The organism is Mesorhizobium sp. M1C.F.Ca.ET.210.01.1.1 (genome assembly GCF_004791585.1).
Taxonomy (GTDB): domain Bacteria; phylum Pseudomonadota; class Alphaproteobacteria; order Rhizobiales; family Rhizobiaceae; genus Mesorhizobium.
Genome location: NZ_SRUU01000007.1, coordinates 1 through 23,414, shown reverse-complemented (window position 1 = coordinate 23,414; position 23,414 = coordinate 1). Strand labels below are relative to the sequence as shown.

Here is a 23,414-nt window from a genome sequence, read left to right as displayed (position 1 = left end):
AGGACCGAAGCCTGGATCAGGGCTTCTTCGCGGCCGGCTTCGCGGCGGCGGGCTTCGCCTTCGCCTTCTTGACCGGGCACTTGTGCGTCTTGGTCACTTTGCAGATCTTCTTGGCGGCGACCTTCTTCGGAGCGGTCTTCATCGGAGCGGCAGCGGCCGGCGCAGCGGTCGTGGTCGAAGCAGCCGGAGCCGCGGTCGTCGTGGCGGCGGCGTTTCCGAGAGCCGGCATCGAGAACGCGAGAGCAACAGCGAGACCGAGGGCGGAGAGGAGGGACTTCTTCATGGCTTCATTTCCTTTTTCATGCGGGTCGAGGAGGCGAGCGTCACTGAACCGGGTCGATCGGTGTCACTCCAAGCAGCTTCAAAGCATTTGCGAGCATCCGGATGCCCTGTGCCTGTTTCTTGGCGGCGCAGAACCGGTTTCCCTTTCTTTGAAGTGCCTTCGCCGCGGTGACCTGCGTTGCCGCGGCATGGGTTTCGAGGGCTTCGTCGACTTGACGGCTGAGATTGGTGCAGCGCTCGGCCCGGGTCAGCGGCGTTACCTTTGCGTTGGAGGCCCCGACCGCGGCGGTGATGAGCGACATGCTGAGCAAAGCACCCGTCACGCTGATCCAGAACCTCTGCATTGGTCTTGCCCGTTACTCCGGAAACTTGCGTCGCAGCCGATGACCTGACCGCCACGACACCGGTTATGCCCTTGAAATTTTTCACGAGTTTTTCCCGATTGTAGAATTTTGTTTCTGAATTGTTTCTGGGGAAGCCGATCCGTCCGCATCGTCGCCTCTGGCCAAGATATGGCCCGAATTCTATCGTGTGGGTGATCACCGAAGGACGGCTTGGCTACAGCGATCGCGGGGTTCTCGTGAAATCCGACGCGCACATACTGATCGTCGATGACGACAAGGGCATCAGGGACTTGCTTCAGGAATTCTTCCAGAAGCGTGGACTGCGCACGACCGTGGCCGCCGACGGCACCGAGATGGAGGCGATCCTGCGCCGCACGCAGGTCGACCTGATCGTCCTCGACGTAATGCTGCCCGGCAAAAGCGGGCTGGAGCTTTGCCGCGAGATCCGCGCCAACTACACCACCCCGATCATCATGCTGACGGCGGTCACCGAGACGACGGACCGCGTCGTCGGCCTCGAGATGGGGGCGGACGACTATGTGCCGAAGCCCTTCGATCCGCGCGAGCTGCTGGCACGCATCCGCGCCGTGCTACGGCGCAACGGCGCGGCCGAGCCGCGCCGGCCAGCCAGCAAGCAGGTCTACCGCTTTGCCGGCTGGACCATGGATTGCTCGCGCCGCCGGCTGACGGCGCCTGACGACGTCAGGGTGGAACTGACGATGGCGGAGTTCAACCTGTTGCAGACCTTCGTCAGGAGCTCGCAGCGCGTGCTCACCCGCGAGCAGCTCATCGAGCTCTCCGGCGGCGACACCGGCTACAGCTTCGACCGCAGCGTCGACATCCTGGTCAGCCGCCTGCGCCGCAAGATGGAGGATGACCCGAAGACGCCGAAGCTGATCCTGACCGTGCGCAGCGGCGGCTATCAGTTCCTGCCCGAAACGGTCTCCGAATGAGACGCTTCCTGCCGCAGACCCTGCCTGTGTGGGTGCTGCTCATTGTCATTGCCGGCCTGATGATCAGCCAGGTCGCCACTCTCTACATCGTCTCGCGCGACCGCGCCGCGGCCAACGACATCGTCGATCTCTATCGGCTGAACGATCGCGCCTTTTCGCTGGTGCAGCTGATGCATGACGCCACGCCCGAGGAGCGCAAGGCGACTGCATCCGGCCTGTTCAACGCCACCTATGCGCTGACGGTCTCGGACACCCCCGCCGTCACCTCCTCGATCGCCGGCGACGACCAGCTTGCCGAGCTGGAGGACATCCTGGTCGGCCGCCTGTCGAAATTCGGCATCACCGACGCGCGCGTGCGGCGCGACCCGGCAACGCAAGAGGCCGATGCGCCGGACGGCGAGGTGATGAACAAGGATGTCGGCCAGGTCGAGCGGGATCTTCTGGTGCTGGCTGCCGATTTCGCCCAGAGCGACAAGCTGACAGCCTCTCTGCGCTTTTCCGATGGCCAGTGGCTGAACTTCACCGAGCCGATCACCCCGGCCGGGCCGATCCTGAGTTGGGACAGCCTACCGCTCTATTCGCTGATCGCGGGGCTGATCGTGGTGATGTCGATCTGGTCGCTGCGCCGGCTGACGGCACCCTACCGGATGATGGAAACCGCGGTGAACCGCATCGGCAATGACTTGAAGAGCCCGCCGATAGCCGAAACCGGCAGCCGCGAGATCCGCGCCGCGGCGAAGGCGGTCAACGCCATGCAGATGCGGCTGCGCGAATATGTCGAGGACCGCGAACACCTGGCGGCAGCGCTTGCGCATGATTTGCGCACGCCGCTGACCAGGATGCGGCTGCGGCTCGAGCTGCTGCGCAAATCGTCTGCCCGCGAAGCGCTTGCGCATGACCTTGCCGACATCGAGAGTATCGCCAGCTCGGTGATCGACTTCGCCAAATTCGAGGTCACGGAGGAAAAGGCCGAGCGGATCGATTTCTGGTCGCTGGTGGAATCGATCGCCGACATGTTCGAGGATGCTTCATTCGACGAGGACGCCACGCCGACGCGCGGCCTGATCTGCATCGCGCGGCCAGTGGCCCTGCGCCGTTGCATCACCAATCTCGTCCAGAACGCGGTCACCTACGGCAAGAAGGCGCATATTGGGGTGCGACGGTCGGGCGACACGATCACGCTCACCATCCGCGACGAGGGCCCAGGCATTCCGCAGGCAAAGCTGGATCAGGTGTTCGCTTCCTTCGTGCGCCTCGAACAGTCGCGCAACCGCGAGACCGGCGGCCTGGGCCTCGGCCTCACCATCGCCCGCAACATTGCCCGCGGCGCCGGCGGCGAGATCAGCCTTTCCAACCATCCTGGCGGCGGCCTGCTGACGGAGCTGCGGCTGCCACTGGCAGCTTGAGTCAGGAGCCGGTCGCTCGCACCCGCGCGCCCACTGGATCAGCCGCGCCATCCTTGTGATAGTGCGGCCCGCTCTACAGGGGGCGCGCGCCCTCTTGGACGCGCAAAGCATGCTGAAGCACTTCAATTTGGCGCATGATCCTTTCCAAACCGAAGGTCAGCGACGCAAAAATCGATTCCGATTTTCGGGGTCATGCACGAGGAAACCGAACCATGTTCTACGCGATCCTTGCCTATCACGTCGAAGAGACCGTCCAGTCCTGGACGTCCGAGGAGGATGCAGCGCTTATGAAAGACCTGCTCGAAATCAACGACAGGCTGACCCGCGCCGGCAAGCTGGGGCCGGCGGCCAGGCTGGGCGAGACCGCGAAAGCTGTCACACTGCGCGGCCCGGGCGACGGCATGGTGATCGACGGTCCCTTCGCCGAGACCAAGGAGCAGTTGCTTGGCCTCTATGTGCTGGATTGCGCAAACCAGGACGAGGCGGTCGCGGTGGCGCGCGACCTCAAGCGCGTCAATCCCACCGCCGTCTACGAGATCCGGCCGATCATGCTCTATCTGCCGGGCGCGCCGCTGGCTGCCAGTTGAGATACTTACTTCCGGCCACTCTCTTCAAACCGGTAGCGCCGCGGCTGCGATTTCCTTTCCCACCCGAAGCGTTTCGCACACCAGGAGATCGAGATCTTCGCGCCGCGTGCGGTGGTTGGTGATGGCCACCCTTAGGCAGTGCCGGCCGCGCACGGTGGTGTCGGACAAGACGGCGATGCCTTCTTCCTGCAGCCGCAGCATGATTTCGGTGTTGAAGGCCTTGAGCCGCTCCTCCGATGCGCCGTCTTGTCGATGCCGGAAGCAGACGATGTTGATGGTGGTCGGCGCCGTCAGCTCAAGCGCCGGCTCGGCCTCGATCCGTCGCGTGAGATAGCCGGCCTGGGCGATGTTCTGGTCGATCAGCCGGCCGAATTTCTCGACCCCGTGCTGCTTAAGCGCCATCCAGATCTTCAGCGCGCGAAAACCGCGCGACGTCTGCAGGCCGTAGTCGTGCAGCCATTGCCCGGAGGCGAGGCCGCGCGGCGTCGATTCCAGATATTCGGGCGTCACGGCGAAGGTGTTGCGGTGAGCGGAGGCATCGCGAACCAGCGCGCAGCCTGCCTCGAACGGCGCATGCAGCCATTTGTGCGGATCGAGCGCTACGGAATGCGCCTGCTCGATGCCGGCGACGAGCGACCTGTTTTGAGGTGCGATGGCGATCAGCGCTCCGATGCAGCCGTCGACATGGAACCAAAGGTCTTCTTCCGCCGCCAACGTGGCCAACGCCTGCAGGTCGTCGATCGCGCCGGTGTTGACGGTGCCGGCGGTGCCGATCACACAGGCCGGCTTGAAACCGGCCGCGCGGTCCTCGGCGATGGCCGTCTTGAGCGCACCGACGTCGATGCGCAAATCGGCGTCGGTCGAGATGCGCTGCAGCGCCCGGTTGCCTAGGCCGAGCGCTTCCATCGCCTTGCGATGGCAGGAATGGACCTGCTCCGAAGCGTAATAGCGCAGCGGCCTTGAGATGGCGCCGACGCCCCTTTCGCGAACGTCGACGCCCGCCTTGGCATTGCGCGCCACGGTCAGCCCGATGATGTTGGCCATCGAGCCGCCGCTGACCAGCGTGCCGCTGGCCGAAGCCGGGAATCCGACCATCTCCTTGCACCAGTCGACCACTTGGCTGTCCATCAGCCCGGCGGCGTGGTTGCCGCCGCCGAGATTCGAGCCCTGGACCGCCGCCAGGAAATCGCCGAGCGCGCCGGTGAAATTGCTCGAGCCCATATACCAGGACCAGAAGCGCGGATGGATGTTGCCCATCGGATAGGCCATGACGTTGCGAACGACGTCGCCATAGACATCGGCGATCGGCGCCGGCTCGCGCGGCATTGGCGCATTGAAAAATGTCCGCACCTCGGCCGGCATCTCGCGCCACACCGGACGATCGCGGACATCCCGCAGATAGCCGATGGCATCGTCGACAATCCGATGCGACAGGGCCCGCACGTCGGTCCAATCCGACGGATCGAGCGTTTCATCCATCACCGTTGTTTCCTGCAAATTGTCCATCCGCTCCTCCCCAAAGGCACGCGATCATTCCGTGGATCGTCGTGCGAGATCGTCATGCGGCGCCGCCATCCGGATGGACGACAGCGCCGTGCATTGTCTTCAGGCGTCGAACTGGCAGCTTGGCGTCGAACGCGACAGTGCCATCTCGTCGGCATCCATCTCGGCCTCGATGCCGTCGAAGAGCGGCGTCGACATGTAGCGCTCGCCGGTGTCGGGCAGCATGCACAGGATCACCGAACCGGCCGGAGCCGTGCCTGCGATCTGGCGCGCCACGGCGAAGGTGGCGCCGCCGGAGATGCCTGTGAAGATGCCTTCCTGCTGCGCCAGCGCCTTCGCCCATTTGATGCCTTCCGGACCGGGGATCGGCACCACCTCGTCATAGTAGCGCTGGTCGATCGCCTCCTGCAGCACGTTAGGGATGAAGTCCGGCGTCCAGCCCTGGATCGGATGCGGTTCGAAGGCCGGATGGCTGGCCGCCGGCGCGCCGCCGGCGCCGCGTTCCTGCGTCTTGCCGCTGCCGATAAGCTGCGCGTTCGCCGGCTCGGCAAGCACGATGCGGACATCCGGCCGTTCGCGGCGCAGCACTCGGCCGACGCCGGCGATGGTGCCGCCGGTGCCATAGCCGGTGACCAGCACGTCGAGCCTGGAACCCGCGAAATCGTTGATGATCTCGCGCGCCGTGGTCGCCTCGTGGATGGCGGCATTGGCTTCGGTCTCGAACTGGCGGGCCAGGAACCAGCCATTGGCTTCGGCGAGCTCCACCGCCTTCTTGTACATTCCGAACCCCTTCTGGGCGCGCGGCGTCAACACCACCTTGGCACCCAGCATGCGCATCAGCTTGCGGCGCTCGATGGAAAAGCTGTCGGCCATCGTCACCACAAGCGGATAGCCCTTTTGCGCGCAGACCATGGCAAGGCCGATGCCGGTGTTGCCGCTGGTCGCCTCGACGACGGTCTGGCCCGGCTTCAGCTTGCCGCTGCGCTCGCCTTCCTCGATGATGTTGAGCGCCAGCCGGTCCTTCACCGAGGCCGCCGGATTGAAGAACTCGGCCTTCACATAGATCGTCGCATGCGCCGGGCCGAGATTGTTGATACGGATGACCGGCGTGTCGCCGACCGTGTCGAGAATGCTGTCGAACAGCCGGCCCCGGCCGGCTGTGGTCCTGATTTTCAACTGCTGCAACATGGGCTTTTCTCCTCGATGTCTCACGCGCCGGTTACAGACCGGCGGCTTCGGCGGCGCGGTTTCGACACTTTGCCGCGTTAGCCTGCATGACCAGCCGCAAATGCGGCAACGGCGGCATTCCGGCATGGAATGAGGCTGCCGGATGCTTCCTGTCGTCTTTGGTGATAGAACATGGATCAGCTGGTCAGCGTTGGAGAGAGCGTGGAAACTTACGTGGAATCCACCCGATCGAGCCTGAACAAAACCGCCGCCGGCCTGTCCGTGCGATTGCTTGGGCAACTGGCGATTGCCCGTTATGGCGAGCCGGTCAAGCTGCCTTCCTCGCGCAAGCTGCGCGCGCTGCTGGCCTATCTGGCGCTCGCGCCGCGCCCCGTCAGCCGCAGCCGGCTCTGCGAGCTTCTGTGGGACGTGCCCAATGATCCGCGCGGCGAACTGCGCTGGTGCCTGAGCAAGCTTCGCGGCGCGCTCGACGAACCGGCTCTGCACAGGATCGAGACCGACGGCGACACCGTGGCGCTTCGCCTTGCCGATGCGAGCGTCGATGCAGTCGAAGCTTCTGTTGCGGCCGCCGAAGGGATCGAGACGCTTGGTCTGGAACGTCTGCGAACGCTGGCGCAACTCTTCGCCGGCGATTTCCTTGATGGGCTGGAGCTCGACAGGAGCCCGCATTTCACCAGCTGGCTCACCGCGCAACGTCGCCGTTTCAGCTCATGCCATGTCGCTGTTCTGGAGCACATAATCGGCCTTCTCCCGCAGGGAGCCGATGAAGCCGGTGCCTATCTGGACAAATGGCTGGAACTCGCGCCCTTCGACGGACGCGCGCATGTGGCGCTGCTGGAAAACCTCGCGCGGCGCGGCCAGATCGGCGCCGGCGAGGAACATCTGGCCACCGCGGCGGAGCTGTTTCATTCAGAAGGGCTGGATTTCGCGCCGTTGCGCGAGGCATGGCACGAGATCAGAGCCCGGAACGCCGGCGCGACGCCATGCGCCCGGTCCGGGCCAACTTCTCTCGCCCCACAACCGCCGATGTTGGCCGTCGAATCCGAACCCGCCGCGTTGCGCCGGGCATCGCTGGCGGTGATGCCGTTTGCCGAAAGCGCCGTCAATTTCCGCGGCGGACTTGCCGATGGCCTGACCCACGACATCATAACGCGCCTCGCCAAGCTTCGCGATTTCTTCGTCATCGCCCGCGGATCGGTATTCGCTCTGGCCGAGAAGGACATCGCGCCGGAGGATGCCGGGCGCCGGCTCAATGTCGACTATGTGGCGACAGGTTCGGTCCGCAGCGTTTCGGGCAGGGTGATCGTCTCGGTCGAGCTCGTCGAGGTCCGCACCGCGAGGATCGTCTGGGCCGAGACCTTCGAGCACAGGCCGGACGAGATCTTCGCCGTCATCGAGGATATCGGCAACAGCATCGTTTCCTCGATCGCGGCCGAGATCGCGACGGTCGAACGAAACCGGGCAATGCTCAAGGCACCGAATTCGCTCAATGCCTGGGAGGCCTACCATCGCGGTCTGTGGCACATGTACCGCTTCACCCGTCAGGAGAACGAGCTGGCGCAGCAGTTCTTCAACGACGCCCTGAAGCTCGACCCCACTTTCGCTCGTGCCTATGCCGGGCTTTCCTTCACCCACTGGCAGAACGCTTTCCAGCGTTGGGGCGATCGCGACCGGGAGACAGCGCTGGCTTTCGAATCCGCCGGTCATGGCCTTCTGGTGGATGACCGCAATCCGGCCGCGCACTGGGCGATGGGCCGCGCCTTGTGGCTGCGCGGCGATCAGGACGGCTCACTCATCGAACTGGCAAAGGCCGTCGACCTCAGCCCAAACTTCGCGCTCGGCCACTATGCGCTGTCCTTCGTGCACTCGCAGTCGGGCGATCCGCAATCGGCGATCGGCTCGTCCGATCACTCGCGTCATCTCAGCCCCTTTGATCCGCTGCTGTTCGGCATGATGGGCGCACGCGCCATGGCCCATGCGCGGCTGGGGCAATTCAACGATGCTGCCGAATGGGCGCTGAAGGCGGCAGCCCGGCCCAATGCCCATGTCATCATCCTGGCCATCGCCGCGCATTGTCTGGCATTGGCGGGCCGCCAGGATGAGGCGCGAAACTTCGCCGCCGCAATCCGCAAGACGTTGCCCGACTACCGGGCCGACGATTTCATCGCCACCTTCCGCTTCGATCGGGACGCGGAAACCATGTTCCGGAAGGGCTCCAAGCTGGTCGGACTGAGCTGAGTCTGCTTCCTGCTAGAGCAATTCCAGGAAAAGTGTGTAACGGTTTTCCGTCCGGAATTGCGTAAAAACAAATACTTAGGGCGGTTCGGCGATTCTATTAATCGCTGAAACGCTCTAATGCACGAGCGGGCCGCTTGCCTTCCGCCATGCATCGATGCCGCCCTGGATGTGCTTGGCGTTCGATATCCCGACATCCTGCGCTGCCTGCACAGCCATCGCCGATCGCTCGCCGAAGGCGCAGTAGAACAGGATTTGCTTGGCCGTCGATTTCGCCAGCTCATGCAGCATGCCGCCGGCGGCGATGTTCTCCTGCAGCCGGGTGTAGGGCAGATGGATGGCGCCGGGGATGACGCCGTGGCGTTCCCGCTCCGACTGCTCGCGCAGGTCGATCAGTGCCACATCGGGCCGACCGACCAGCGCCAGCGCCTGCTCGGCGGTCACCGACCAGCCGCGGCTGGCGATATCGTCCTGGTGCAGCCCGACCCGCATGTTGGCGGGCACCGCGACATCCATCATCTTCGGGTTGGACAGATTCAGATTGTTCATGATGTCGACGTATTCGTCGACCGACCTCACCTGCAGGCGCGGATTGAAGGCCTTCTCCTCGCCTATCGTCGACACGGTCTCGCCCTTGTAGTCGTGCGCCGGAAAGATCAGCGTCTCGTCGGGAAGCTTGAGCAGGCGGCCGAAGATCGATTCATATTGCTGGCGCGGATCGCCGTTCTGGAAATCGGTGCGGCCGGTGCCGCGGATGAGCAGCGTGTCGCCGGTGAAGACCCGGTCCGGCAGGACGAAGCTGTAGGAATCGTCAGTGTGGCCCGGCGTGTAGACGACGTCCAGCGCCAGCCCCTCGATGGCAAGCTTGTCGCCGTCGGCAAGCCGCATCGACACGACGTCGGCCTTGGTCTGCTCGCCCATCACCGTCACGCAATGCGTCCTGTCGCGCAGCGCGCCGAGGCCGGTAATGTGGTCGGCATGGAGATGTGTGTCCACCGCCTTGACCAGCCTGAGGTCGAGCTCGTTGACCAGTTGCAGGTAGCGTTCGACCTTCTCCAGCACCGGATCGATGATCAGCGCCTCGCCGCCGCGGCGGCTGGCGAGCAGATAGGAATAGGTGCCCGAAACGGAATCGAAGAGCTGTCGGAAGATCATTGCCGCATACCCCGCTGCATTCGCACCGTCGGGCACCGCCCGCGCGGTCGCGGCAATATCCTACCTCATAGAACAGCGGAATCGGAATGGATTTCGAAAAATGCCGGGGCAGATGCTCCTTGCACGGTCTCGACATGCATGCGCCGGCGGCTGGATTTGTCGGGAACCCCCTCAAAAGGCTCTGCTGAGGCGGGCCTGGCCTCGGACAGTGAAGGCATTGTCACTCCCGTAGCCTGCCTCGAAGCCGGCATTCAGGGTCATGCCGGCGCCCAACTCCGCCGCGACGTCCGCGCCGGCAAAGCCGCGGAACACCGCTTCTCCGCCGCCTGCGGCAAAAGAGATGTCCTGGCCAAGCAGCGTCGCCGACAAGTCGCCGCTGTTTTGCCCGATCGCATCGATCCCGGCACGAAGGGTGGTTTGCCAAGTCTGGCCCGGCGTGCTGGCAGGCGCCAAAGCCAGGGCGAGTTGGCCACGCGCCTCGAACACGTTGACGTCGCGCCCCGAGACCGCGAGGTCGCCGTCCGAGCCGGTCTCCGCGTAGTCGTCGACAAAGAGCCCCACGTAACGCAGCCGCACGCTGGGTATCAGCGTGCCGGCCGCGACCGGCAGCCGCGTGCCGAGCGTAACCGACGGGCTGAGGAAGATGCTGTTGAAATCGGCTCGCGCCGTCTCGACGCCGCCGAGCACCAGGTTGTTCGCGACACGGCGGCGGCTCCGCTCCTGCAGCACGCCGGCAACGAAAGTCGCCTCAGCAAAGCGCGTTCCTGCGTCATAGCCCAGATAGCCGCCCGCAAATACGCTGCGATGGACGATTTCCTGCGCGTCGTCGTCGACGTCGGTCGATCCGGCAGCACCTCCCAGCAGCACGCCACCCATGAAGCCGTCTCCAGAGCGCCTTTCAGCGCCGGCGACCATACCGCCCAGCGCCTCGCCGAATCCAGCCGATGCGCCGGAACCGCCCTGGGAGCGTATCCCGCCAAATGTGGAGATCCAGGCGTCTGGACCGTTATTCGGCGCAAGCGCATCGCCGCTTGGGGCAGGCATGCGCGCCTCGACGGTGCCGGCTAAGCCGTTGACGAGATCTTGTATCAGCGGCCCAGCGCTCGCAGACCCGGTTGTGTCCAGGACCGCCACAGTGTCGCCGCTTGTCACGTACGGCCTGCCGCCGGCTCGGATGGTTTGCGGCGGCCCGCTTCCGGCGAAGCTCATGACGGCGTTCAGTGCGGGGCCGAAGGTCGCCGTGTTGCCGCCGCCGGAAAAGACGATCGGTCCCTGGAGCGCCGTGCCGCCCAAAAGGTTCAGCGTGGCTCCAGGCGCGCCGAAAAAGATTGCCGCGCTCTGGTCGCTGAACACACGACCAGAGTTGGTAATGATCGAATTGTCGCCGAGCGCGGCGATGCCCACTGCGCTCGCGCCGTCCACGACGACCGTACCGGAATTGGTGACCGTGGCATTGCCGGACAGGGTACCGATACCTGTCGCGCCTGCGCCGGAAACGGTGACGGCGCCGCTGTTGACGATTTGGATGTCATTGCCAACAGCGCCGATACCGATGGAAGCCAGCCCGGACACGAAGATCGACCCGGAATTGTCCAGCCGAAGGCCGCTGTTCTGCCAAAGGATCCCGGCAGCCGCGACCCCATAGGCTTCGATCGAGCCGCTGTTGGAAACCGTCAGGTCCGGCCCGGCGCCGATGATGCCCGCGGCCGCCGCGCCGGCAACACCGATGAAGCCGCGGTTGTCCACACGCCCGCCGGACGCATCGCTGATGATGCCGTATGTGGCGACACCAAGTGCTTCTATCGAGCCGTTGTTGACGATGCGCGCGTTCTCGCCCTCGGACAGTATGCCGATGGAAGCATCGCCTATTGCTAGGATCGCCCCGTCATTGAGGATTGTTGCGTCGGGGCCTTGTGAATTGACATTGATGGCGCCGCCGCCCGACGTTTCAACCAGACCACGGTTGGTGAATCTCTGGTCTGGGCCGAACATCCGCACGGCATCGACGCCGGCGCCAAAAGTTTCGATCGCTCCCGCTGGGCTGACCACGCCGGCGTCGCCGGCACCGGTCATCGTCTGCTGGCCGGCAGTCACGCCGTTGCCGATGACAAAACTTTGGCAGCGCGCCGCGCCGCTTTCAAGCGAGACCGCGGCGAGAATTGACAGCGCAACCGCGCCGGAAAGCCCAGCATGCGACGTCGGTATCCCCCTCGCATGGGCACGCAACAAGCGAATTCTGCGCTCGGCAGGAGCGAAAAACAAGCCGGAGGCAGCACCCAGACCTCGGGTGGACGCGCGCGGACAGACCTATCGCCTGAGCACCGCGCTCAGCACGTCCCGGATGCCGATCGCGCCGACGAAGCGCGAGCCTTCGTCGAACAGCGCCACTGGCGCGGTCTGCGAGCGGTGCATGGCCAGCATCACCGTCTTCAGCGACGTGCCGGGATTGGCCCAGAACACCTGCGCTCCCTCCTCCGGCTGGCGCTCGACATCGGCGCAGGACACCCACACCGCAGGCTTGCCGTCGCGTTCGGCCGCCGCCACCAGGCCATGCTCGTCGATCTGGAAGCGCGTCGTCTTGCGACGATCGAGCCAGACCCAGCCATTCTCGCCCTGCTCCAGGTCGCGGCGATCGCGCATCACGTTCCACGCCGTCAGCACCGAGAGCGGGTTCACATTGGCGATGAAGTCGCGGACATAATCGTTGGCCGGACGCAGGACGATGTCTTCCGGCGCGCCGGTCTGGACGATACGCCCGCCTTCCATGATGGTGATGTGGGTGCCGATCTTCAGCGCTTCCTCGAGGTCGTGACTGACGAAGATGATGGTCTTCTTCAGCTCCGCCTGGAGCTGCAGGAGCTCGTCCTGCAGCTTGGTGCGGATCAGCGGATCGAGCGCCGAGAACGGCTCGTCCATCAAGAGGATCGGCGCCTCGGTAGCGAAGGCGCGCGCCAGGCCCACGCGCTGCTGCATGCCGCCCGAAAGCTCATGCGCGTATTTCTTCGACCATTGATCGAGATGGACCAGCTGCAGCTGCTTCTGCACGCGGGCCTTGCGCTCGGCTTCCGGCACGCCGGCAAGCTCCAGCCCGAAGCCGACATTCTCCTCCACCGTACGCCACGGCAGCAGGCCGAACTGCTGGAACACCATCGCCACCTGCTTCTGCCGCAGGCGCCGAAGCGTGGCCTCGTCGCAGCCGACGACGTCGACCGTGCGGTCGCCGTCCTTCACCAGAACCTGGCCGCGCGACACCACGTTCAGCCGGTTGACGGCCCTGAGCAGCGTCGACTTGCCCGAGCCCGAAAGGCCCATCAGCACCGAGATCTCGCCCTCGTGAACGGTGAGGTTGGCGCCGGCGCAGCCCAGCACATTGCCGGTCTTTTCGAGGATCTCGGCGCGGGTGGCGCCCTGGTCGATCATCGCCAGCGAACCCGCCTGATCGGCGCCGAAGACGATATCGACATTCTTGAAGTCAACGGCGACAGTCATTTCTTGCCTCCAACGCCAATGCGGGTCATCCGGTCGAGCACGATGGCCAGCACGACGATGCCAAGGCCGGCCTCGAGCCCGAGGTCGATCCGGCGCGAGCCGAGCGCGCGGTTGATTTCAGTGCCGAGGCCGCCGGCACCGATCAGGGCCGCGAACACGACCATCGACAGCGACAGCATGATCGACTGCGTCAGGCCGGCCATGATGGTGGGCAAGGCTGAAGGCAGCTCGACCTTCCAGAGAAGTTGTCTTTTGGTGGCGCCGAACGCCTCACCTGCCTCGACGATCGATTTCGGCACCGAGGTGACGCCGAGATGCGTGAGACGAACCGGAGTCGGAATGACGAAGATGATGGTGACGATGAGGCCGGGGGCGTTGCCAAGCCCGAACAGCGTCAGCACCGGGATCAGGTAGACGAAGGTGGGCAGGGTCTGCATCAGGTCGAGCACCGGCAGCATGAAGCGGTAGACCTTCGGCTTGTGCGCAGCCCAGATGCCGAGCGGAACGCCGATAGCCATCGAGGCGGCGGCGGCGGCGACCACCAACACCAGTGTCTCCACGGTCTGCTTCCACAGGTTCTGGTTGATGATGAAGACGAGGCCGATGAAGACGCCGATGGCGAGCGGGCGCGAGCGCTGCAGGAACCAGGCGATGACGGCGACCACCAGGGCGAGCAGCACCGGCGGCACCACCAGCAGCAGGTCCACCGCCCCGTCGAGGATAAAGTTGAGGCCGTTGGAGAAGGCTCTGAAAATGGTGTCGAAATTGTCAGTGAGGAACCCGAAGAAGGCCTTCCCCCACGGACCTATGGGGATCTTGTAGGCGATCAGGAATTTCGAAATCGGATCCATCTTTCCCCTCTTTGGCCTTCGCCGTCCTGGCGGACGGTCGTCTTCTCAGCATATGAAAAAGGGCAGCCTTCTCCAGTGGCTGCCCTTTTCCGGAGATCACACCGGGCTCAAGTCGGCTTAGCCTCCGAGCGCCGTCTTGACAGCCGCAGCCGCATCGCCGCCGTCGAAAGTGGTCACGCCGGCGATCCAGGGAGCGACCGCGTCCGGATGTTTCTTCAGCCAGTCGGTGGCGACCGTCTGGGCATCGCCGCCCTTCAGGATCGCGTCCATCATCTCGCCTTCCATGTCGAGATTGAACTTCAGGTTTGAGATGAACTTGCCGGCATTCGGGCATTCGGTGGTGTAGCCCTTGCGAACATTGGTATAGACGGTCGCGGCGCCGAAGCCGCTGTCGCCCATGCCGTCGAGATAGGTGATCTTCATGGCGCCCATCACCGGATGCGGCGTCCAGCCGAGGAAGGCGATCCACTCGTTGTTCTTCATCGACTGCTCGGCCTGCGTCAGCATGCCGGCTTCCGACGACTCGACCAGCTCGAAACCTTCGAGATTGTCCTTCGGGTTCTTGATCATGTCGAGGATGATGCGGTTGCCGTCATTGCCGGCCTCGATGCCGTAGATCTTGCCGTTGAACTTGTCCTTGAACTTGCCGAGATCGGTCAGCGTCTTGACGCCGGCGTCCGCGACATAGGTCGGCACGACGATGCCATAACCGGCGCCGGTCAGGTTCGTGCTTACCGTCTCGACCGAGCCGTCGGCGGTATAGTCCTTGATGTCGTTGGTCATCGACGGCATCCAGTTTCCGAGGAAGACGTCGAGGTCCTTGTTCTTCAGCGACGCATAGGTCACCGGCACCGAAAGCTGGATCGTTTGCGGCTCGTAGCCGAGCGCGGTCAGCAGCACCGATGCCAGCCCGGTGGTTGCCTGGATGTCGGTCCAGCCGACATCCGAAAGACGCACCGCCTTGCAGCTTGCCGGATCGCCGGCATAGGCGGCGGTCGTAGACAGAAGCGCCGCCAGGCCGAGGCCGGCGACGAAGGATTTCATGCGCGACATAAACTTTTCTCCCATTGCAATTCGAGGCGCCGCGAAGCCACGGTTCTTGCGCCCGCCTTGTTTCGTCAGCCAAACACCATTTTGATGCGGTTTCAAGCGGCGCCGCATCACGAACAACGGCGCGCGCTGGCCATTCAGCGACATGCCGGGGATCTTTCTGGCAGGGGCTGAGTTTTTGGTGGATGGAGCAAGCGCCCCCTCCCCGCGCCGCGGCAATTGAGCTTAAAGACCCGTATGGCCAAGCTCTACTTCAACTATGCGACGATGAATGCCGGCAAGACGACCATGCTTTTGCAGGCGTCCTACAACTATCGCGAACGCGGCATGACGACGATGCTGTTCGTCGCCGGCCATTATCGCAAGGGCGACAGCGGACTGATCTCGTCGCGCATCGGCCTTGAGGCCGAGGCCGAGATGTTCCGCGGCGGTGACGATCTCTATGCCCGGGTCGCCGAGCATCACGAGCACACCACCGTGCATTGCATCTTCGTCGACGAGGCGCAGTTCCTCGAGGAAGAGCAGGTCTGGCAGCTTGCCCGCATCGCCGACCGGCTGAACATCCCGGTCATGTGCTATGGCCTGCGCACCGATTTCCAGGGCAAGCTGTTTTCCGGCTCGCGCGCGCTGCTTGCCATAGCCGACGACTTGCGCGAGGTGCGCACCATCTGCCGCTGCGGCCGCAAGGCGACGATGGTCGTGCGCCTCGGTCCCGACGGCAAGGTGGCGAGACAGGGCGAGCAGGTGGCGATCGGCAAGGATGTCTATGTCTCGCTCTGCCGCAGGCACTGGGAAGAGGAAATGGGCAGGGCCGCGCCCGATGACTTCATCGGTTTTACGGGCAATTGAACAGTGAGCGCCGTGGCCGATTGTCCGCGCGGCAGTCATCGCCTGACGGGTCGAGCCGTTGGCCGGTTGACGGGATCGGCTGATCTCGCGGCGATCCGCAACAAGAGATTTCGCTGCACCATTCCAGCGACGCACCCCGTTCGCAAAAACAATAGCTTGAGGCGTATCAGCTAAAGCTGCCCGAGGGCGAGGCGCATTACTCGCGCCATGAGCGTGCTTGCCTTGTCTTTCAAGGACCTGACCAATTCTTTTGTTTTGGCGTCTCTCCTTGTGTTCCTTCTTTCAATCCCCTGAGGCCCCACATATATTCGCCGCCACATGCGACACGAAACCGGATGCCGAAGCGGGAGGCCCCTATGGCGACATTGCAGAATTTCGATGCCGAAATTGCCAAGACCAAGCAGGTCGTTGAGGACATGCGCACCAAGATCGAGCAGTCCGGCACCGTGCTCGACACGCTCGCCCAGGCCGACAAGAAGATCGGCGACGCCAATTTCGACATCGAGAACGCCCGCATCGAGGACGTGCTGAAGCAACAGAAGGTCATGGAAGGCAACATCGCCGACCTGATCATCGGGCTGGAGGACGCCACCAATGTCTTCGGCGCCGAATTCGAGAGCATGAAGAATTACACCGGCTGGGAAAGTTTCGTGGGCGTCTTCTCGGAGCAGCGCAAGCAGCGCATGCGCACCGACCGCGTGCGCAACATGTCGCTGGCCGGCAATCTGCAGGAGCTGCTGGCCAAATCCGACACCATTGTCGGCATTCTGAAAGCCCAGAAGCAGATCCTCGACCAGCGCTACAAGACCTCAGAAACCAGCCTGTCGCAGGTGATCGAGCGCCGCAAGACGACCATGGCCAATCTGGAGACGGTGCAGAAGCGCATCGAGGAGCTCAACCCGATGCTGCTCGACATCGAGAACAAGATCGCCGCCTCGACCAGCCAGAAGGAGCGCACCCAGTTCGAAGGCGAGCGTTCCAAGATGGCGACCGAATACAACGAGAAGCAGGCCAAGGAGCAGGAACTGCTCGCCGAAAGCCAGACACTGGAACGCTACACCTCGATGTTCCATACGTTCGTGGACTCTCTCAACAACCAGATCGCCGCGCAGTCGACGCTGATCAACAAGCTGACCATCGACACCGAGCAGCGCATCGTGCTGTACAAGGCGCTGGAAGACTCGCTCAAGACCGCCGCCCAGCAGGATGTCGCCCACAAGATCAACACGCTTGGCAGCCAGGTCGACAATACGGCCGAAGAGACGATGGCCGGCATCGGCGCCGCCTCGCAGAAGCACATCGGCGATCTCTTGGAAATGCACGAGAAGAACATGGTGGCCTCGGCCGACATCCAGCGCCGCAAGAAGCTCGCCGACGATGCCTTCGCCCGCCGCTTCGACGAGGTGATGAAGAAGCACAACGCCGCCAACTACGTGCAGCAGTAGGCGGCGTGACGGCATTTTTCAGGGCAGTGCCATGACCCCCGAAAATGAAGCGGCGGCGCGCTACTTCTCCGCCATCACCGCGGCGCTGAGCGGGCTGGAAGTGTTCATGCGCGACGACCGCTCGCCGCTCTACCGGCACGGCATCGTCGCCAGGATCGTCGCCGAATACATCGCCCGGCTGGACAAGTCCTTCGCCTGCTGGCGCAACCGGCTCGGCTTCATGGACACGTTCCGCATCTCGCGCGCCGACAGCGGCTATCCGGTCTTCCAGAACCTGCTCGAGCTGGAAAACGACCGCCGCCAGGCAGATAGCCGCCTGGCCAACATCCCGCAGGCCGGCGAGCTGCGCGAGGAGATGGCGGACTTCATCCTGCGCCACAAGGAGTTTCCCGCCGCGCTCCAGAAGTCGATGGCCGAGCGGCTCTATCTGGAGGACGTCAAGAGCGAGGCGACCTTCGGTCCCTTCATCCTGGCGCAGACGGCCAAAGTCTCGGTCAATCCGAAGACCATGCGGCCCTATTACCTGGTTCATTGGGCAACATTTGACGGCAGCGCCAACCTGCCGCTGGTCTACATGGTGACGGTGGAGGACTCGTCCGAAAGCATGGTGCGCCAACTTGTCGACGACAGTACCGGCAAGCTGAACGAGCGCGTCGACATTCCCCTTCCGGTCGACGGCCTGCTCAACCCCGAGCTTGCCCACCGCTTCGACGATTTCACCAAGAAAAATTCGGCCTATGCGCTCTCGCCGGCGACCATCGCGGTCAACCTCGACAAGGATTTCGAGCCGCTGCACCCCAAGCAGCTCAGGCGCGTCGTGCTCGGCCCCTTCTACTCGGCAGGCATCACCGAAAACAATTCGACGGTGACCGAGGTTCTGGCCAAGGTGCGCAAGCCCGAAAATGCCTGGCTGCTCACCTGGACCATCCAGGAGGTCTTTTCCAAGGCCGAGAAACCCGGCCGCAAGGGCCTGTTCTCCAGCGAGAAGTCGACGCAGGAATTCTTCATCAACACCGACGACCTCGAAGCGGCGCGCCAGGGTGTCTCGAGTTACGAGAACCACGCGCTGATCCCGCATGAGGCCTATCAGGCGCTCTACGCCGCCGGCGAGGCGCAGAAGATCTTTTCCGGCTACAAGGTCCACATCCTGTCGAACGGGCAGGTCATCAGCGACGTCTGATTTCAAACCGCGGAGCATCCTTCATGGACACCGGGCTGACCACGATCTCGGAAGCGGCAATCGAAAAGCATCGCGCCACGGCACAGAGCTTCATCACCCGCATCGTCGTGCTGGAGGATCCGTCTAGCTCCTCCGGCACCGCGCTTGCCGGCACCAACCGCCGCTTCGTCTCGACCGTCTCGGTCGGCTCGGTGCGCCGCACGCGCGAGGTGGAACTCACGAAGACGGTTCAAGCCATCCATCCCGACGACCAGTTGCTGACCATTCCCCAGCACACGCTTCTCTACCGCGCCCGGCGCGGCCTTGCGATCGCGCTGGCCATTTCGGATGTCTTCGCCGAGGGCTCGGACCTCGAAAGCCTGCAGTCGAAGAATGCGCGCGCGCCGCTCGAAGGCGACGAGGCGTCGGCCTTCAAAAGGCTCCTGTCGGCCTCGGCTTACGTTTCGGCCTTCAGTCTCGCCTCCTACCTCTTCCAGCTGATCGATAGCGATGGCGAAGCGCCGAACGACAGTCCCGAACCCGACTTCCTCTTCGACACGCCGCAGGATGCGGTGAAGTCGATCGTGGCCGGGCTCGACAAGGCGATTGCCGGCGCCAAGGACGACGCCGACCTGATGACGCGAGCTCGCGCCTTCGCCCGCGTCGCCATCGACGGGCTCTTGGCGAGGAAGGGCCGCTTCGACGGCATCGGCGCGTTCGAGAATGCGCATATCCGCATCGACGTCGACGATTTCACCCTCGACGGCTTCGACGTCGCGCCCGGAAAGCGCTCGAAGCCATTGGTGATGACCTTCAAGAAACCGGAAGAGGTTGTCGGCAACCACATCGCCAAATTCCAGTCGGTCAGGCTGGCCAAGATGCTGATGGCCTACGACTTCGAGCGCGAGTTGAACCCCTTTGTCGAGCTCGGCGGCTTCCTGTTCACCTTCATCGGCGACGGCGCTCCCGGCACCGGCAAGACGACGCTGATCCAGATGATCGCCGGCCTCGTCAACGGCTATTGCCAGGTCGCGGGCTATCCCTTCGCCTACGAGAATTTCGGCGTCGACCAGATCTCGTCCTACCAGGGCAAGTCCGGCCAGAACTGCCGCCAGTTCATCAACAACGTTCTCAACCCGCGCGCCATCGGCTTCGGCACCATCGACGACATCGACCAGGTGGCGGCGCGTCGCTCGGACGATCGCGCCTCGGCCGGCCAGCAGGAAATCACCGGCGTCTTGATGGATGCCTTTGCCGGCGCGTCCACGGTGGTGCGCGGCAATTGCTCCTTCGGCATGTTCTCCAACTATCCCGAGAATGTCGACGACGCGCTGCGCCAGCGCGCCGGCGCCCGCTGGCTGGTCGACGGGCCGCAGACCCGCGACGACTACATCGACATCTTCGTGCTGCTCGCCGGCAAGAACCACAAGATCCCGCTTGGCGACCACAAGCTCTATGCGGCGCAGGAGATCCAGCGCGCCGTGGCCGAAGCCTATGAGGAGCATGAGAAGCCGCAGGAAGACGGGCTGATGAAGGTCTATGAGCGCTACATGAAAGAGAACGGCGCGCCAAAGACCATGGCCGACATCGGCACCTATCTGCACATGATCAAGGACGCCGAGCCGCGCTTCACCGGCCGCGCCATCAAGAACGTCACCGACGCCATCAAGATGCGCGCCATGGACATCGAGCTGCCGGACGACTGGTTCGAGAAGCCGGAAGCCTTCATGCACAAGAGCTACGACGACAAGAAGGCGATGATCGAGGAACTGCGCGGGCCTTTTTCGATGGACATGGTCATGCAGGAGATCAACCGCTACGCTGATTCCGAATTCCGCTATTCCGACAAGTCCGACGATGCGGCGGTAGAGAAGCTCCTTCGCGATGCGCGGCTACGCGAACGCGCGGCGAGCGAGATGGAGGAGTTGAAGAAGAAGGGCTTGTGGAATGCGTGAGTTGCGCCGACCTCCCCTTCTCCCCGTGAACGGGGAGAAGGAATAATGGTCAAGAAACCCGACCTCCTGCGCGACAACGAGCTGATCTACGGCAGGTTGCTCGCAATCGACGAGCCGCATCTCATCCAGCGCTACAACAAGGCGCTTGTCGCCTTCGGCCTCGAGCCCACCAAGCTGAAGAGCTTCCAGATCGACCGCACCGGCTTTTCGCCCGAGGTCGCCGAGGAGTGTGGCGACTACAACTATCTCGATCCCAACGAGGTCAACCGCCGCTTCATCATCCTGACGCCCTCGCAGATCGATCTGCCGGTGGTCCACACCGCCTTCTCCAACACCTCGCAGCTGATGTTCGAGTTCATGTCCAGGAACCAGCGCGCCATCGACGCGCTGACCATCAAGGACGTCATCTACGGCGAGATCGAGGACTCCATTCCCAAGGTCAACGACATCGAGGACCTGCTGTCGATCAACCAGGTCGAGTTCAAGGTGCTGTCGGCCGAGGATGTGCTGGGCAAGGCGGCCGAGCTCGGCAAGCTGGTCGACCGGCTGAAGCTGGAGCCCGACGCCTGGCGCGACAATGCCATGCTTGAGCGCATGGTGGAACTCGCAAAGGTCTGCGGCGACATCCGCGAGAACGCGCTGGTGCCCGACCAGGTCATCTTCCGCCACAATGCCTACTGGACCAGCCATTTCGGCGGGCTCTACGTCTTCGTCGATCCTGACGTGACGACAGTGATCTCCGATCCGGCCGCCCCGGGTTTCCGCCGCTCGCGGCCCTGGCAGGTGAGCTATCTGTCGATCAATGACGCCGACAAGGTGTTCCGCTTCCTGGCCGCCACCGGGCGTCTTGACCTGCCGCGCGCTTCCTGGATCGAGGCCTCGGGCTATCTCGAGCATCGTGCCGAGATGGTGGTGCGGGCGCTGATCCGCGACGCCGAGCCCAACCGCAACCTGACGGACGTCGACAAGGTCTGGCTGCAGACCTGGATCCTCGGCCATGCCGACCTGATCGCCAGCGACGGCAACTTCCCTTTCCTCAACGCCGCCAAGCGTGAGATCGCCCAGTTCGGCCACCTGAAACTGGAAGATGTGCCGCCGCGCCAGCGCTTCCTGGTCGTGCGCGCCAAACCCGATCATCCCGATGCCTGGCTCACCAACCAGCTGATCTCGGATTTCGTGCCGCAGGACTTCGTCTCGCGCTACGTCTTCAACAAACCGGGTTTCTACAAGGACTTCGACGGCTTCAGCGACGCCTGGCGATCGCATGTTGTGGACGTTCTGAAAACCACATATTTGAAGGACAAGGCGGCGTTCCGCGCGCGCCTTTACGGCTTGACTGACTGAGGGGTGACGGGAGCCATGCTTGATCCGATCGTTAATTTTTTCACCCAGATTTTCCAATGGATCGGCCGCGGCATCGGCTTCTTCATCGGCATCATCCTGTGGCCGTTCATATGGGTTGGCCGCTGGTACGGCCAGCGCGGCTGGATCCTGAAAGCGGTGGTGGGCCTGGCCCTTCTGGTGCTGATCGGCCTTTACGCCAACTTCTTCTATGCAACCCAGTGGTGGAACAATTTCGACCCGAACTATCCCGACAAATATACCTTCGAGAAGCGCAACATTTCGGCCGGCGAGCAGGTCTCGGCCGGAGCCGGCACCGACACCGCGAAGACCTGCGGCAACTCGGCGATCGCCCAGGTGGCTGCGGACCTGACCGACTTCAATGTCAACCAGAATGCCTGGATCTCGTCGATGATCCTCTACAAGCTGGGCCTCTTCGGCATCGACTGGGACCATACGCCGTGGATGGACAACAAGGCCTCCTTCCAGCGCGGCATCAACCAGGCGGTGCGCCGTACGGCGACCGAGCTCGCCGACAACCTCGGCCGCGTGCGCACCACCTCGCAGATCGACGCCGACCTGCAGGACGCGCGCGGCAATCTGCAGTTCGATGAATACACCTGGTATTTCGGCCTCAACCCGTTTGGCCCGAAGACGCCGACGCCGAGCTACTACCGCGACGCGGTGCGCAAGCTGCGGTCGTTCAACGCAAGGCTGGCCACCTGCCAGGCGACGTTCGATGCCCGTGCCGACAATCTGAAGCAGTACATCGACCGCATCTCGTCCGACATCGGCTCGACCTCGGCCATCCTCAAGGAGCGCGCCGAGAACCACAATGACGGCTGGTTCGATTTCCGCGCCGACGACCGTTTCTGGTTCGCCTACGGCCAGCTCTATGGCTATTATGGCCTGATGAAGGGCGCCCAGGCCGACTTCGAGGACGTCATCAAGGAAAAGCACCTGCAGAATCTGTGGGATACGATGGATGCCCAGTTCGTCTCAGCGCTGCGCATCCAGCCCTTCATCATCGCCAATGGCCGCGAGGACGGCTGGCTGTTGCCCACGCATCTGACGACAATGGGCTTTTATATCCTGCGCGTGCGCTCCAACATGGTCGAGATCAGCAACGTACTAAGCCAGTAAAGGCTGCTGCCGACAGCCGGGGCTGGCGGATTTGCGCCGTCGCCTCTGTCGCTTTTTGCGTATTGCGCGGCTGTTTTGAGACGGCGGAACGCCACCCTCTCTGGCTTCTATACGGCCCAACGACCGCGCGCCGAAGACGCTGGCAAGGTCGGCCGGGAACAGCAATCTTTCTTCGCAGGAAAAATAGTTGCATGAAAGTTGACGCCGCCGCAGCGACAGGGTTAGAACATGCCCTTGCGTCCGGGTGGCGTTTTAAGCATGCACCAACGATCGAACCCCTCCCCTCCACCGCCCAATCCAGAGGAAAGCCGTCATGGCCGAAGTGAAATCCGACATCGAGATCGCGCGCGCCGCCAAGAAGAAACCGATCCAGGAGATCGGCGCCAAGATCGGCATCCCCTACGAGCACCTTTTGCCTTACGGCCACGACAAGGCGAAGGTCTCGGCCGAGTTCATCAAATCGGTGAAGGGCAACAAGG

At 63.5% G+C, this 23,414-nt stretch carries 20 protein-coding genes; 11 read left to right on the top strand and 9 right to left on the bottom strand.

All coding sequences use genetic code 11. The features are described from left to right. Positions 1 to 16: 16 nt before the first annotated feature. Positions 17 to 283: a hypothetical protein gene (locus tag EN853_RS09795; RefSeq protein WP_127858377.1), complete on the bottom strand. Its 267-nt coding sequence runs from the start codon at positions 281 to 283 to the stop codon at positions 17 to 19. 40 nt (positions 284 to 323) lie between these two features. Further along, positions 324 to 626: a hypothetical protein gene (locus tag EN853_RS09790; RefSeq protein WP_127858376.1), complete on the bottom strand. Its 303-nt coding sequence runs from the start codon at positions 624 to 626 to the stop codon at positions 324 to 326. 236 nt (positions 627 to 862) lie between these two features. Here EN853_RS09790 and EN853_RS09785 point away from each other — a divergent pair, with 236 nt between their 5' ends. From EN853_RS09785 to EN853_RS09775, 3 genes are all read left to right on the top strand, one after another. Next, positions 863 to 1,579 carry a response regulator transcription factor gene (locus EN853_RS09785; protein WP_127858582.1) on the top strand — a complete coding sequence of 239 codons (717 nt, stop codon included), beginning with the start codon at positions 863 to 865 and terminating at the stop codon, positions 1,577 to 1,579. Continuing rightward, positions 1,576 to 2,985 (top strand): ATP-binding protein, encoded by a 1,410-nt coding sequence (locus tag EN853_RS09780; RefSeq protein WP_127858375.1) that lies wholly within the window; start codon positions 1,576 to 1,578, stop codon positions 2,983 to 2,985. The genes EN853_RS09785 and EN853_RS09780 overlap by 4 nt, the downstream gene beginning before the upstream one ends. Before the next feature lie 212 nt (positions 2,986 to 3,197). Next, positions 3,198 to 3,572, top strand: coding sequence for a YciI family protein (locus EN853_RS09775; RefSeq protein WP_127858374.1), 375 nt, complete (start codon positions 3,198 to 3,200; stop codon positions 3,570 to 3,572). A 24-nt stretch (positions 3,573 to 3,596) separates the two neighbouring features. Here EN853_RS09775 and EN853_RS09770 read toward each other — a convergent pair whose 3' ends face one another. Beyond that, positions 3,597 to 5,078 carry a pyridoxal-dependent decarboxylase gene (locus EN853_RS09770; RefSeq protein ID WP_127858373.1) on the bottom strand — a complete coding sequence of 494 codons (1,482 nt, stop codon included), beginning with the start codon at positions 5,076 to 5,078 and terminating at the stop codon, positions 3,597 to 3,599. A 99-nt stretch (positions 5,079 to 5,177) separates the two neighbouring features. Next, positions 5,178 to 6,263, bottom strand: a complete 1,086-nt coding sequence (locus EN853_RS09765; RefSeq protein WP_127858372.1) for a pyridoxal-phosphate dependent enzyme — start codon at positions 6,261 to 6,263, stop codon at positions 5,178 to 5,180. Between the two features lie 171 nt (positions 6,264 to 6,434). Here EN853_RS09765 and EN853_RS09760 point away from each other — a divergent pair, with 171 nt between their 5' ends. Beyond that, a complete protein-coding gene (locus EN853_RS09760) occupies positions 6,435 to 8,501 on the top strand; it encodes a BTAD domain-containing putative transcriptional regulator (protein WP_127858371.1) in 2,067 nt (688 codons plus the stop codon). 114 nt (positions 8,502 to 8,615) lie between these two features. Here EN853_RS09760 and EN853_RS09755 read toward each other — a convergent pair whose 3' ends face one another. The 5 genes from EN853_RS09755 to EN853_RS09735 all read right to left on the bottom strand — a co-directional run bounded on the left by EN853_RS09755 (position 8,616) and on the right by EN853_RS09735 (position 15,046). Beyond that, positions 8,616 to 9,653, bottom strand: a complete 1,038-nt coding sequence (locus tag EN853_RS09755) for an MBL fold metallo-hydrolase (protein ID WP_127858370.1) — start codon at positions 9,651 to 9,653, stop codon at positions 8,616 to 8,618. 171 nt (positions 9,654 to 9,824) lie between these two features. Beyond that, positions 9,825 to 11,399, bottom strand: coding sequence for an autotransporter outer membrane beta-barrel domain-containing protein (locus EN853_RS09750; RefSeq protein ID WP_168247747.1), 1,575 nt, complete (start codon positions 11,397 to 11,399; stop codon positions 9,825 to 9,827). A 561-nt stretch (positions 11,400 to 11,960) separates the two neighbouring features. Further along, positions 11,961 to 13,142 (bottom strand): choline ABC transporter ATP-binding protein, encoded by a 1,182-nt coding sequence (choV, locus tag EN853_RS09745; RefSeq protein WP_127858368.1) that lies wholly within the window; start codon positions 13,140 to 13,142, stop codon positions 11,961 to 11,963. Continuing rightward, positions 13,139 to 13,993, bottom strand: a complete 855-nt coding sequence (choW, locus tag EN853_RS09740; protein WP_127858367.1) for a choline ABC transporter permease subunit — start codon at positions 13,991 to 13,993, stop codon at positions 13,139 to 13,141. Before choW ends, choV begins: the two co-directional genes overlap by 4 nt. Before the next feature lie 117 nt (positions 13,994 to 14,110). Continuing rightward, a complete protein-coding gene (locus tag EN853_RS09735; RefSeq protein ID WP_127858366.1) occupies positions 14,111 to 15,046 on the bottom strand; it encodes a choline ABC transporter substrate-binding protein in 936 nt (311 codons plus the stop codon). A gap of 234 nt (positions 15,047 to 15,280) precedes the next feature. On the opposite strand from EN853_RS09735, the gene EN853_RS09730 reads away from it, so the two are divergent. From EN853_RS09730 to EN853_RS09700, 7 genes are all read left to right on the top strand, one after another. Further along, positions 15,281 to 15,892, top strand: a complete 612-nt coding sequence (locus EN853_RS09730) for a thymidine kinase (protein WP_127858365.1) — start codon at positions 15,281 to 15,283, stop codon at positions 15,890 to 15,892. A gap of 356 nt (positions 15,893 to 16,248) precedes the next feature. Then, the gene (locus EN853_RS09725) at positions 16,249 to 17,337 is read left to right on the top strand and encodes a hypothetical protein (protein ID WP_127858364.1); all 1,089 of its coding nucleotides are present in this window, start codon (positions 16,249 to 16,251) and stop codon (positions 17,335 to 17,337) included. A 31-nt stretch (positions 17,338 to 17,368) separates the two neighbouring features. Beyond that, positions 17,369 to 18,517 carry a hypothetical protein gene (locus EN853_RS09720; protein WP_127858363.1) on the top strand — a complete coding sequence of 383 codons (1,149 nt, stop codon included), beginning with the start codon at positions 17,369 to 17,371 and terminating at the stop codon, positions 18,515 to 18,517. Between the two features lie 23 nt (positions 18,518 to 18,540). Continuing rightward, a complete protein-coding gene (locus EN853_RS09715) occupies positions 18,541 to 20,451 on the top strand; it encodes an AAA family ATPase (RefSeq protein WP_127858362.1) in 1,911 nt (636 codons plus the stop codon). A gap of 45 nt (positions 20,452 to 20,496) precedes the next feature. After that, entirely contained in the window at positions 20,497 to 21,795 is a 1,299-nt protein-coding gene (locus tag EN853_RS09710) for a DUF6638 family protein (RefSeq protein ID WP_127858361.1), read from the top strand. Positions 21,796 to 21,810: 15 nt separating this feature from the next. Then, positions 21,811 to 22,935: a DUF2333 family protein gene (locus tag EN853_RS09705; protein ID WP_127858360.1), complete on the top strand. Its 1,125-nt coding sequence runs from the start codon at positions 21,811 to 21,813 to the stop codon at positions 22,933 to 22,935. 313 nt (positions 22,936 to 23,248) lie between these two features. After that, positions 23,249 to 23,414 (top strand): formate--tetrahydrofolate ligase (locus EN853_RS09700; protein ID WP_135857301.1); only part of this gene is annotated, 166 nt, incomplete at its 3' end.